Genomic DNA, 11,697 nt, shown 5'->3' with positions numbered 1-11,697 from the left:
CTCTAGCCCCGATCGCAGCAAATTATCCTTTTATTATGTGGCGGCGTAGCAAGCCACATAATAAAAGATAATGCGGAGAGCGGGAGGGATGTTAAATAAATGTACGAAAGTTGTGCTCCTAAATTTAATTAAAGAAATTCCACACCAATCCAAAACGGACTACAAAATCACGAAACGGAGTATTAGGAGCTGAATAGTAATTGTTTCCAGTTAAAGAAGAATTGAAATGTTCAGCTTTAAGGAAGATACGGGTTCTTTGAATTTTGGCATTGATGAAAAAGTCAAGGTTAGGGTAGTTACCAATTTCTTTTTGGTTTTGGATGAAAAATTCTCCTGTCACGCCGTTGTAATCGTTAGCATAATAACTTGTAAAATAATTTAAGACAACGCCAGTTTGTAAATACAAGGCTTTCTTGAAAAAATAATTAGTGTAATACAATGTGTTGCGAGTTACTAATTCAGGAACATTGAGGATGTGGTCTGGTTGAGCCACTTTTTGGTATAAAATAGTATTGTCAAATCCAAATTTTCCAAATTTGATTTCTTTGCTAGCTTTTAACGAAATATAATTAATAGTGTTTCCATATTGTTTAGGCGCTATAATTTGTTGGTTTACATTCGTGGCAACGTTTTCAAAATACAGGTGGTCGTTGAGCGTTAATAGTGTCAACGAAGCATTTGCCCATGGTGTAACCGCATTAGCAGCTAGGAGATTGATTTTTTCGTTGTTGAAATTATTGGACCAGTTGTAATCAATAAAACCACTTTGGAACAAATTGTAGTTATCGTTAGCCAGTTTATTTAAGTTTTGGTATTGGAAAGAAAATTGAAAGTCTTCGTTCCAATGGAGTTGCATATTAGCATCTAGATTTGATAAAGATTGATTAGTGATAGATCTAGAATATAGGAATTTACCTTTCCATTTGTTTTTTTGATATTCATATTGTCCACCAGCACTATTGATTTTTCGGGAGAATGAATCTGGTACAATGCTACCGTCACTTTTAACTAAGATTTTATAGTAATAGAAGTTGCTGCGGAAATCATCAGCAAAGAATTGAAATTTACCTAAAGTGGTGTTTTCGTAGGTCAGTCCTACTTTATTATACATCTTGTTGTAATGAGTTTGATCTTTGAGTCCGCTTGTTACAAAAGAATCGCCAAAACGATATAGGGTAGTGCTCCCAACGGCTGAGGTAACGGTGGGTTGTTGGTATTCAAAAAATTTGTTTTCGTAATTAAATTGGTGATTTATATAAAGGTTGTTGGCTCCTTTAGTAGGATTAATTCTAAAATTTTGATCTACAAAAACACGTTTTCCTTTCAAAAAAGATTCGGCATTAGTAAGGTAGACTTCTATGCTTTCTCGGTTTGAAAAGTTTGGATCTTCGCTTTCAAAGTCATTAACGTTAGTGATTCCTCCATTTTCTTCGTTCAAAATATCTTGAGAGGTAAAGTGTGCGTTAGCAACATAGCGTTCTTTTTTGCTACTGTAACTGGCCGTAAATCTAAAATGACCATTGTTTGAAAACTGGTTGATGTATTTTCCTTCTGAGCGCATTCCTTTGTAGGCAATAGAAAGATTTAATCGCGGGTGTATGTTTAATGTAAAATATGAATCAACTAATTGTCCTTTCCCTAAAACAGATTTAAAAAATAATTCGGTTAATGGTGTAGCAACTGAGGCATAACGAATTTGGTTGGCTTCAATAAAACTAAAATGTTTGCCTTGTAATCCCATAGTTGGGTAAGGTGTAAAATCAGTTAAGCTGTATTGTAGGGTATTGTAGGTTTGACCTTCGTTAGGAAATGCTAATAATCCGAAAGTGTCTCTTCGTAAATAATTATGACTGTATTCCCTTTGGATTGTTAGTGAAGTGTCAATATAAGTGGTATCTCTTTCAAGAGAAATAAAACGGTACATATCAAGTGTAGCAATTTTTTCTTTAATAGTGTCATTGCTATTTTCTTCTTGTCTGAGCGATGGTTTAGGCTTGGGTGATTCTTGTGAAAAAAGAAGTATAGGTGTTATTAATAAATATATATAAAAGAGAATTCTCATTGGGTACAACGGATTAGGCAATATGTATATTGACAATTAATTTGGGCAAAGGTAATTGATAAATAGGTATAAAAAAACAACTTATTGCAGTTGATTAATGATACAAATAAATTGAATAACGAAGGATACTAATTAAAATTTTATAATCTTTGTTTTTTAAAATTACAAAAGGATGCTTTCTAATCAATTTTCGACTTTTATTTTAGAATCAGGAACCGATGAAGCGGGGAGAGGCTGTCTGGCTGGTCCTGTGACGGCTGCTGCGTTAATTCTATCTCCAGAACTTTTTAAAGAAGCAGATACGGATTCAGCAAAATTGCTTTTGGAGTTGTTGAACGATTCGAAACAACTTTCTGAAAAAGTGCGTGAACGATTAAGGCCAATAATCGAAGAACAAGCCTTATGTTTTGCAGTGACACATTTGTTTCCTGAGGAAATTGACGAAATTAATATTCTAAATGCTTCGATGAAAGGCATGCAAGAATGTGTTTTGAAACTCAATCCAATACCAGAATTCATTATTGTGGATGGGAATAGGGCTTTGAATGCCAAATTAGGTTTAAAAAGTAACAACGGGAAGCAATTTTCAAAAAAAGAGATAGCGTTGTTGAAATCTATTCCGAATCAAAGCATTGTAAAAGGGGATTCTAAATTTATGAGTATTGCGGCTGCATCAGTATTGGCTAAAACGTATCGGGATGATTATATGGATAAAATTCACGAAGAATTCCCCATGTACAACTGGAAGAAAAACAAAGGCTACCCAACGAAAGAACACCGTGAAGCGATTAGGAAATATGGTGCTACAAAATACCACAGAATGAGTTTTAAATTGTTGCCCGAACAGTTAGTATTAGATTTATGATTATTGATTATTGATTATTGATTGCAGATTTATCGAAAGTTGCTTCAAAAAGTACCGAAAAGTGCTTCATTATTTTCGATTTTACTTCAGCTTCATCTACTTTTTGAACCCCCAGTTCTACATTTAAAGATGTAACTGCTTTCCCTCGAATCCCGCAAGGGATAATATTGTCAAAATAACCTAAGTCCACATTTACATTTAAAGCAAAACCATGCATGGTAACCCAGCGAGAAGCACGCACACCCATAGCACAAATTTTTCGTGCAAAAGGTGTTCCTACTCCAAGCCAAACGCCTGTTTCTCCATCGCTACGACCACATTCAAGTCCGTATTCTTGTAAAGTTAGAATAATCGATTCTTCGAGTAATCGCAAATATTTATGAATGTCAGTAAAGAAATTTTCTAAGTCAATGATAGGATAACCTACAATTTGACCCGGACCGTGATAGGTGATATCGCCACCACGATTGATTTTGTAAAAAGTAGCTCCTTTGGCTTCCAATTGTTTTTCTGAAAGTAACAAATTACTCAAATCACCACTTTTTCCTAGTGTATACACATGTGGGTGTTCTACAAAAAGAAAATAATTAGGTGTTTCTATTTGGGTTTCGTTTCTTCTATTTTGGATTTTTAAATCTACGACGCCTTTGAACAGTTCTTCTTGGTATTCCCAAGTTTCTTTGTATCCTTTGATTGCTAGATCTTGTAGTTGGATAGTTTTGTTCATTTCTTTATTCGAAGTCTATAGTAAGATTCATTTTTTCAGGATTATTCATGTAATCGGTAAAAGGATACTGAATAGTAATTGTTTTTCTATCCGCACTATACAAAGCATCGGGATTAGAAACGGATTTTACCGCTTTAGGAAAATGATACTTCAATGTATAATGTGATGACGCAAACATCATTTTAGTAATGCTTAAAGTATCGTTTTTTATTTTGTGAAGAGCCTCTTTATCAATATGAACCATTCTGACAAAACTGTTTCCGTCATATGAAAAATTCAATTTGGCGTTATTCTTTAAACCATCCCCTATTGGATTAGGGATTTCTACTTTGTCTGATTTACCTTTTAATTGCTTGAGTGTATTCATTTCGCTCATCATATCATGAAGCTCAGAAACATTTTTAAAAGGAGTTTTCATTGAAAATAGCAATTCTTTTTTCTCAGGATCCATTTTCATATGCATGACAAAATTCTCCATTTTCTTTAAAGCTTCTTGTTCTTCGATAGGAAGTTTAGCGATACTGTCTTTTTTTTGTTTTAAAATTTTCTTGAATGAAAAAGTAGAGTCGATGCTTTTTTTGTTTTTAGAATCTACTAAATTTTCACCAATTTTTTCTCCTGCCATAGCCATCAATCCTGAACCATCAATTTCAACTGAGAAATTTCCTGTTCCGTCTTCATTTACATTAATGTTTTCAGTGAAATTGCAACTGATAGTGAACACAACTAGGGCAAGAAGTATTATTTTTTTGAAAAAAACCATTTTTTGTATTTTTTTCAAAGATACAAACTCTTGGCTAAACTACTTTTCTTTTTTAAGAGTCGTTATGTCGTCAATAATTCGTTCCATTTCTATAGGTAAAGTGCCATTATAAACCCCTCGGATGCGACGTTTTCCATCAACTAAAATAAAATTTTCGGTATGCAGGAAATCATTCAATTTTCCGTAATAACCTATTGAATCTCCTGCAAAATACTGTCTTTTGGCAATCGAATAAATGGCTTCTTTGTTGCCTGTAAGCAAATGCCATTTGCCAGAGATACAACCTTTGTCAATAGCATATTGTTTTAAAACTGGTACATTGTCTTTTTCGGGAGTGACAGAATGAGAAAGTAATAAAACCGAAGGGTCATTGACATATTTATCTTGAAGGATTTTCATATTATCCGTCATTCTAGGACAAATGCTACCACAACTGGTAAACATAAAATTAGCAACATATATCTTTCCTTCAACCGTTTTTTCGGTAATGTTTTGTCCATCTTGGTTGGTAAAGGAAAAAGCGGGTATGGTGTGGATTTCAGGATAATCAGGGTTGTCAGCGCTAATCCATTCTGGAGTAAACTCAGCTGAATTGATAAAAGGCAAAATATCATCATCGTCTTCGTTCTTGGTTTTATTGCAAGAGAAAATAACGGTAAGGATTGTAACTACTAGGATGTATTTATTTATCTGTTTCATAAGGGTTTTTGCAAAGTTTGATGCCGATTAAGCCGTATTTTTTGCCTTTTTTTATTACATAATTAGCCCGTACCGTACCATCTTCATACCACAATCTTTCGCTTCCTTCTTCATAACCATTGGTATAATGGAATATTTTGAATAATTGACCTGTTTCATACCATTCTCGCACTTCGCCATGAAATTCATCGTTGTAAAAATGATATTTAAATCTTTTTTTACCGTTTTCCCACCAGCTTTTGTGCACACCTTCTTTTTTATTAGCAATGTATAAGCGTTTTTCGGCTAGAATTTTATTGGGATACCATTGTTTTTGGACACCTTCCAGCATTCCGTTCAAATAGGATTTTACAAATGCAGTATCTTTATTTGGATAAAGCGAATACTGTTTTCCTGAATATTTTATGTTTTTAAAATATAAGGTATCTTGTTTAAAATTAAAATCACTGTTGGATACCAATTTGTAAACGGCTGGTATTTTTTGCGCTTGTCGTATTGATTCTTCCTCTTGTTTTATTTTTTGGTTGCAACCAAAAAATAAAAAAGTTAGTAAGGGTAATAGACCGATTGTTTTGTTAAAGTGTACCCTCATTTTTGAAATATAGATTATTTTTTGATATTATTAATCACAAATTACCATAAATGTGAAACATAAGTAAGTCGAAAGTTTTAAAGGCGTAAAGTCAAGAGCAAAAATATCATGATAAATAAAATAATTATCTTGAATTATTGTTATATAAATTTAACCCAAGACATTAAATAATGCTAATATTTATTTTTAAACGTTAAGAATCTTAGCAACTTAGTACCTCAGTAGCTAAAGCGCCTTAGAAAAACTAATTTGAAACCGTTCCTGCTGTACCATAGAATCCATTTCCGTTGATGTACGGATCGTCGTTTGTAATATGGTAATGGTAAATACCATTTGGATAATCAGCAGTAACGCCAGTGTGACCGTGGTATACATCGAGACCTGTCACGGCAACTCCATTTTCTTCAGGTCCATAAACGGGAAATCCATCTAGTAAGAAACCCATTAAGGCGTCTTTTCCTTTAGTTTGCGTTAAATATATTGGTTCTACATGGTAATGATATATGAAAACACCACCAGTTGGATGTCCCCAATATTGGTCAAAAGACTTGAATTCATCTGTCAATGGCTGGTTTGGACCCGCATACTGATTAAAGAGGGGAACGCCATTGACTGCTACTCCTATAGATCCTAGTGGAGTGGAAGCATGGGTAGCGGCAACCGTTGGATTTAATGGAATTTTAAATGTAAATGCATGCGCTAGACTTATTCTGTTTGGATTTTTTTCGAATGTATAACCTCCAAAAGTAGTTCCGCTAAAAGCTTCGTATTTAGCATTTGCAGTTGGATAATAAACGCTTTTATGGTCTGGTTGTCCATTAGTCTTGATGGTTACATAGGTTCCATCAGAAGTAATAGAAGTAGCACCATAAATTTTGCTATATACTGCTGGAACAATATTAGTGTTATCGCCAGTTTTGGCCGTGTCTTCAGGAGAATCCGAATTGCTACAAGCTAAAAGTAAAATTATTCCTAAAAAAGTAATAAATAAATGGAGCGGTTTTTTCATGGTATTTTATTTTTTAATAATGTTTCTTTCTTAGAAGATACTGTTGTTTAATTTTTGCGGTTATGAACAATAAAATGAATTTGTCGTTTGTGTATTGATGCGTTTTAGATAGGTGGAAATTCTAGTTAGAAACTGTTCCCGCCGTTCCATAAAACCCGTTTCCGTTGATGTACGGGTCTGAATTGGTAATATGGTAATGGTAAATCCCGTTGGGATAGTCAACTGTTTTTCCTGTGTGACCATGAAATACATCTAGAACAATTACTGTTTTTCCGTTTTCTTCAGGGCCATAAACGGGAAAACCGTCTAATAAAAAGCCCATTAAAGCTTCTTTTCCTTTGGTTTGAGTCAAATAAAGGGGTTCTACATGATAATGATAGATTCCAGTAGCTTGTGGATGTCCCCAATATTGATCAAAGGAAGCCATTTCATAAGTCAAAGGTCGGTTTGGACCTGCGTATTGATTGAATAAAGGGACTCCGTTTATTGCAACACCTATAGGACCTAACGGAGTGGAGGCATTACGAGTTGCTTTGGTAGGATTAAGTGGGATCTTGAATGTAAAAGCATTAGTTAAACTGATTTTATTTGGATTTTTACGAAAAGTACTTCCACCAAAGGTAGTTCCGCTAAAAGCTTCATATTTATCACTTGAAGCTCCATAATAAATGCTTTTATGGTCGGGTTGACCATTGGTTTTTATAGTTACAAATGTTCCATCTGTCGTAATGCTAGTTGCGCCATAAATTTTACTATATATAGTAGGTACTATTGTCTTATTGGTGCTTTCTATTCTGTTTGTTGCATCCAATTTGTTTCCAGAATTACTACAAGTAAAAAAAAGAATCGCTCCCCATAAAAGAATAAGTAAAAGCAGTGATTTTTTCATATTTAAGAGTGGTATTTATGGTTTGTTACTCTTTGGACGTCCTTTAAAATGGATTCTTGCGTTTTGGCTTCAAATAGTTTTACTTTTTAGAGTTAGAATTCTCTGGCGGAAATTTCCTGTGAGAAAACATTTTAGATAATTCAATTGTTAGTTCTTTGAAATCTTCTTTTTGTTCAGGGGTATTGCAAATTTTTCTAATTTTTTTAAAATGATTGAAACGTGCTGTTTCGATTTGTTTTTGCAAATCGGCTAGTACATTAATTAAGCTGTCTTTGGTTTTTACATCTACATTAGTTTGGCTTAATTGGGTATATAAATTTTCTTTAGTTTGTTGAATTTGTTTGTCGAATGTTTTGACTTTATCGATGTTGTTTTCAACTAATATTTCAAATTCTGCTTGTTGCTTGGTGTCGAAATGTAATTTTTCGATAATCATTTTTCGAGGTCCGTTACGGCGATCTCTGAATTCTTTAGGCTTGATAATCATAAAGAAAACAATCATAGTCAAATTGAGAATAACCAGTGCGATAACGGAAATGGTTAATACTTTAATCTTATTCATAATTATTTTTGTAAAATTGATTCGTATCAGATATTGAGGCTACTAATGCGGTTTTTTCGCTGTCTTTTTCCGATTGTATTTCGGTCATGATGATTTTGATATTAATACTGGCTAATACCACTATCGAAGCAGCAGCAAGCCAAACCCATTTAGTGTCAAGTGTTTTTTGCACATTCATTTGGGACTGAATTTTAGCATACAATCCATCACTAGGAAGGACTTGTACGATTTGATTCGTACTGTCTATAATTTCGTTTATCCAATTTTCTTTCTCCATATCTCTTAGACTACAGTAATTATTTTTTCTTGCGGTATTCGTCAAATTTATTTCCTAATTTTTTCTTCAAATTGTCTTTGGCTCTAAAAAGTAAAGACTCTACTGATGAAATGCTTATTTCCATAATCGTGGAAATTTCAGGGTTGCTTAATCCATCGATTTTGGATAAAATGAAAGCTGTTTTTTGGTTTTCACCCAATGTATTGATAACGTCAAAAAGTAGTTTTGATTTTTCTTTGTTTTCCAATAAAACGCCGGGATGCTCAAAATTGGATATATTCTCGATTTCATATTCGTTTTCAGATCGCTTTCCGAAAATGAAGAAGCGTTTTTGACTTTTTTTGTGTTTTAAAAAATCCAAACTTTTATTGATGGTAATGCGGTAAATCCAGGTTTTTAATGTGGATTGTTGTTTGAAGCTGTCAATGGATTGAAAGAGTTGTATAAAAACATCTTGGGTGATTTCTTCGGCATCTTCTGCGTTTTGCACATAACTCAGCGCCACGTTATACACGAGGGATTTGTATTTATCGTACATTTCGGAAAAACTTGGGACTTCAAAACTCATGTGTGGTTGCTAGCAATTGCTATATATAAAAATCAAATATAATCGAAAATTACCTAAAAAACCGAATCACCGTTATTTTTGGATACAAAAAAAGTCAGAAGAAATTCTCCTGACTTTTATATGATAATGCTTAGCTTTAGTTTTAAAGAAAGACGATTAACTTCCTTATTTATAATTTAAAGTAGCTCAAACTAGAAACTAGCTTTAACAATTTTTTTCATCACCGATCCTTTATCAGTCTCAATACTTACGATGTAGTTTCCAGCTGACAAATCACTCACATTTACTTGATTAGTTTTGGATTTACGCACCAACTGACCACTTAAATTGTAAACAGATACTGCATTCAAATTGAAATTATTTGGCAATTGAACTGTAATGCTATCTACTGTAGGATTAGGAAAAAGTTGTAAAGCAATTAAATCTGAAGATAGAACTCCCAAAGTAGTTGCTTTAAAGTTACCCCAAATTGGAGCAGTACGATAACTACTAACATCTGCTCCTGACAAGCCAATATTTGACAAAGTAAGTCCATCAAAAACGTTAGCATTAATTACAGGTGGTGTGCTCGCATCAATGTTTATTGATGTTAAAACTTGACAAAAAGCAAAACAATTATCACCAATAGTCGTTATACCTGTTCCAAGCGCTATTGTTTTTAATTTTGTAGTTGCGAAGAACGAACTCACTCCTAGTGTTGTCAAAGAGTTCGGTAAAACGATACTCTCTAAAGCAGTACAGTTATAAAAAGCAGACGTTCCTATAGAAGTTAAAGACGTACCAAAAGTAGCAGTTGCTAAGGCAGAACAATCAGCAAAAACCTCATTCCCAATCGTTAAAGTAGCATTCGGAATAGCGGTACTAGTCAAAGCGGTACAACCTATAAAAGCTCTATCACCTATGCTTGCAACTGATGATCCGATTACTGCTGAAGTTAATGATGTACAGTGGTAAAAAGCTTCCACTCCAATTGAAGTTGTGCTGTTTGGTATCACTACGTTTTGTAAACTAGTACATTCGAAAAACGCACCTTTACCAATTGAAGCTATATTCGAGCCTAAAGATACCGTTGCTAATGCCGTACATCCTGTAAACGTATCATAGTCAATTGCAACTAAATTATCTGATAAGTTAATAGCCGTCAATTTTGCGCAGTTGTAGAAAGCGCTATGTCCCAACGTCTGAAGACCAGTACCCATGCTCACAGTAGTTAATTTAGTACAACCAGAGAATGCATTGTCTCCAACATTTTGAATCGTATTTGGAATAGTGATACTCGCTAAATTTGAACATTGAAAAAAGGCTCCGTAGTTAATTGCAGTAACTGCATTTCCAATAGTAGCTGTTGCTAATTCCGTACATCCTGTAAACGTATCATATTCAATTGTTGTTACCCCATTTGGCAAAGCAATTCCAGATAATTTTGTACAATTATAGAAAGCGCTATGTCCCAGTGTTTCAAGACCTGTACCAACATTAACTGTAACTAGATTAGAACAACCAGAAAAAGCGTTAAAGCCAATACTTGTTACTGTATTGGGTAGCATTATCGATCCCAAACTGGAACAATTGAAAAAAGCACCTGTGCCTATAGAAGTGACAGCATTGCTCATAGTTACCATACCCAAGCTAGTACAACCTGTAAAAGCATCGTTTTCGATTTTTAAAACCGTATTAGGGATACTAACACTAGTAATTGGACGACCTGAAAAAGCATCATGTTCGATAGCAGTCACACTATACGAATTACTAAGATAAGTAACTGTTGACGGAATATTAATTGCTCCAGAATAAGCACTATAATAACTTACTGTCACTAACCTATTACTTGCATCTGTAACGGTATAATTGATGTTGTTAAATAAAAAACTCTGTGCTTGAATTGCAAAAGAAGCTAAAAAAAAGCACAATAATAAAAGGTAATTTTTCTTCATAATCATTTTTAAATTTGGGGGATTTGAGTAAAGTTTTATCTTATTAATTAAAATAAAAAATCACTAACAAAATTACTGTTTTTTCTTTATAAAATAAATGTTAAACTTTATTATAATCAAAATTTAACATCTTAGTATTAAATTAATCTAAAAATCACATTTTCATAGAAACCAATTACTTTCTCTACTAAAAGGAATTTGCAATTTTATTAAAAGAACAAATAAATAGTTGCTCACCTGAGCAAAGTATTATTTACAAAAAGACGACAATCTAATCCTCACTAAAAGTTTTTCTTTCGATAAGAAGCAAACAGAACACTAGCAGTTCTACGTGCGCAAGTAACGTGAAAATTTCAAAACAAGGCCCCGATAGAAGTAGAAATCCTTTTTTGGTTTTTCTTTTAAAACCGAGAAAGATTGCAGCGTCCCGAACCGTTGGGAGCGGGACGCATCGTGAAGAGGACTATAGATTTTCTGCTCCTTAAAAAAAACTTTCTTTGCAACTTAGAAACTTTGTTACTTTGCGACTTAAAAAGTATCTTTGCGCTCTTAAAATTACATTAAAATGGCACTATCTGAACAAGAAATCATTCGAAGAGAAAAACTTCAAGCCTTACGCAACTTAGGAATCAATCCTTATCCAGCGAATCTTTTTCCTGTAAATCATACTTCGAAACAAATAAAGGAAAGTTTTGAAGAAGGTAAGAAGGTCATCGTAGCGGGGCGTTTGATGAGTGTGCGTGACCAAGG

The 11,697-nt window shown here is 33.8% G+C and carries 12 protein-coding genes and 1 pseudogene; 2 read left to right on the top strand and 11 right to left on the bottom strand.

Annotated features, from left to right (window positions below; genetic code table 11):
* Nucleotides 1-124: 124 nt before the first annotated feature.
* Nucleotides 125-2,098 (bottom strand): putative porin, encoded by a 1,974-nt coding sequence (locus WBQ70_RS11170; protein ID WP_423914139.1) that lies wholly within the window; start codon nt 2,096-2,098, stop codon nt 125-127.
* A gap of 136 nt (nt 2,099-2,234) precedes the next feature.
* On the opposite strand from WBQ70_RS11170, the gene WBQ70_RS11165 reads away from it, so the two are divergent.
* Nucleotides 2,235-2,927 carry a ribonuclease HII gene (locus WBQ70_RS11165; RefSeq protein ID WP_423914137.1) on the top strand — a complete coding sequence of 231 codons (693 nt, stop codon included), beginning with the start codon at nt 2,235-2,237 and terminating at the stop codon, nt 2,925-2,927.
* Nucleotides 2,928-2,934: 7 nt separating this feature from the next.
* Here the strand turns inward: WBQ70_RS11165 and lipB are convergent, their stop codons facing one another.
* From lipB to WBQ70_RS11115, 10 genes are all read right to left on the bottom strand, one after another.
* On the bottom strand, nt 2,935-3,654 hold the full coding sequence (gene lipB / locus WBQ70_RS11160; protein ID WP_423914134.1) for a lipoyl(octanoyl) transferase LipB: 720 nt from the start codon (nt 3,652-3,654) through the stop codon (nt 2,935-2,937).
* Between the two features lie 4 nt (nt 3,655-3,658).
* Nucleotides 3,659-4,417, bottom strand: a complete 759-nt coding sequence (locus WBQ70_RS11155; protein ID WP_423914133.1) for a hypothetical protein — start codon at nt 4,415-4,417, stop codon at nt 3,659-3,661.
* Between the two features lie 39 nt (nt 4,418-4,456).
* Entirely contained in the window at nt 4,457-5,116 is a 660-nt protein-coding gene (locus tag WBQ70_RS11150) for an SCO family protein (protein ID WP_423914131.1), read from the bottom strand.
* Nucleotides 5,100-5,708, bottom strand: a complete 609-nt coding sequence (locus WBQ70_RS11145; protein ID WP_423914128.1) for a toxin-antitoxin system YwqK family antitoxin — start codon at nt 5,706-5,708, stop codon at nt 5,100-5,102. Before WBQ70_RS11145 ends, WBQ70_RS11150 begins: the two co-directional genes overlap by 17 nt.
* A 244-nt stretch (nt 5,709-5,952) precedes the next feature.
* Nucleotides 5,953-6,717: a YHYH protein gene (locus WBQ70_RS11140; protein WP_423914126.1), complete on the bottom strand. Its 765-nt coding sequence runs from the start codon at nt 6,715-6,717 to the stop codon at nt 5,953-5,955.
* A 121-nt stretch (nt 6,718-6,838) separates the two neighbouring features.
* Nucleotides 6,839-7,606: a YHYH protein gene (locus tag WBQ70_RS11135; RefSeq protein ID WP_423914123.1), complete on the bottom strand. Its 768-nt coding sequence runs from the start codon at nt 7,604-7,606 to the stop codon at nt 6,839-6,841.
* A 79-nt stretch (nt 7,607-7,685) separates the two neighbouring features.
* Nucleotides 7,686-8,168, bottom strand: a complete 483-nt coding sequence (locus WBQ70_RS11130; RefSeq protein WP_423914120.1) for a Spy/CpxP family protein refolding chaperone — start codon at nt 8,166-8,168, stop codon at nt 7,686-7,688.
* Nucleotides 8,161-8,445: a hypothetical protein gene (locus WBQ70_RS11125; RefSeq protein ID WP_423914117.1), complete on the bottom strand. Its 285-nt coding sequence runs from the start codon at nt 8,443-8,445 to the stop codon at nt 8,161-8,163. Before WBQ70_RS11125 ends, WBQ70_RS11130 begins: the two co-directional genes overlap by 8 nt.
* Nucleotides 8,446-8,464: 19 nt before the next feature.
* Nucleotides 8,465-9,013 (bottom strand): RNA polymerase sigma factor, encoded by a 549-nt coding sequence (locus tag WBQ70_RS11120; protein WP_423914115.1) that lies wholly within the window; start codon nt 9,011-9,013, stop codon nt 8,465-8,467.
* A gap of 191 nt (nt 9,014-9,204) precedes the next feature.
* Nucleotides 9,205-10,947, bottom strand: a complete 1,743-nt coding sequence (locus tag WBQ70_RS11115) for a leucine-rich repeat domain-containing protein (RefSeq protein ID WP_423914112.1) — start codon at nt 10,945-10,947, stop codon at nt 9,205-9,207.
* Nucleotides 10,948-11,512: 565 nt separating this feature from the next.
* Between WBQ70_RS11115 and WBQ70_RS11110 the strand changes: the two are divergent.
* A pseudogene (locus WBQ70_RS11110) lies at nt 11,513-11,697 on the top strand (lysine--tRNA ligase); the annotation flags it as partial.

The sequence above is a fragment of the Flavobacterium sp. genome, from assembly GCF_049590715.1.
Lineage (GTDB): Bacteria > Bacteroidota > Bacteroidia > Flavobacteriales > Flavobacteriaceae > Flavobacterium.
This window is presented reverse-complemented; position numbering and strand designations above follow the sequence as displayed.

Excerpts from the sequence above, each read along its gene's own strand:
- WBQ70_RS11165 (WP_423914137.1), top strand. The coding sequence starts at position 2,235 with ATGCTTTCTAATCAATTTTCGACTTTTATTTTAGAATCAGGAACCGAT.
- lipB (WP_423914134.1), bottom strand. The coding sequence starts at position 3,654 with ATGAACAAAACTATCCAACTACAAGATCTAGCAATCAAAGGATACAAA.
- WBQ70_RS11155 (WP_423914133.1), bottom strand. The coding sequence starts at position 4,417 with ATGGTTTTTTTCAAAAAAATAATACTTCTTGCCCTAGTTGTGTTCACT.
- WBQ70_RS11150 (WP_423914131.1), bottom strand. The coding sequence starts at position 5,116 with ATGAAACAGATAAATAAATACATCCTAGTAGTTACAATCCTTACCGTT.
- WBQ70_RS11145 (WP_423914128.1), bottom strand. The coding sequence starts at position 5,708 with ATGAGGGTACACTTTAACAAAACAATCGGTCTATTACCCTTACTAACT.
- WBQ70_RS11140 (WP_423914126.1), bottom strand. The coding sequence starts at position 6,717 with ATGAAAAAACCGCTCCATTTATTTATTACTTTTTTAGGAATAATTTTA.
- WBQ70_RS11135 (WP_423914123.1), bottom strand. The coding sequence starts at position 7,606 with ATGAAAAAATCACTGCTTTTACTTATTCTTTTATGGGGAGCGATTCTT.
- WBQ70_RS11130 (WP_423914120.1), bottom strand. The coding sequence starts at position 8,168 with ATGAATAAGATTAAAGTATTAACCATTTCCGTTATCGCACTGGTTATT.
- WBQ70_RS11125 (WP_423914117.1), bottom strand. The coding sequence starts at position 8,445 with ATGGAGAAAGAAAATTGGATAAACGAAATTATAGACAGTACGAATCAA.
- WBQ70_RS11120 (WP_423914115.1), bottom strand. The coding sequence starts at position 9,013 with ATGAGTTTTGAAGTCCCAAGTTTTTCCGAAATGTACGATAAATACAAA.
- WBQ70_RS11115 (WP_423914112.1), bottom strand. The coding sequence starts at position 10,947 with ATGAAGAAAAATTACCTTTTATTATTGTGCTTTTTTTTAGCTTCTTTT.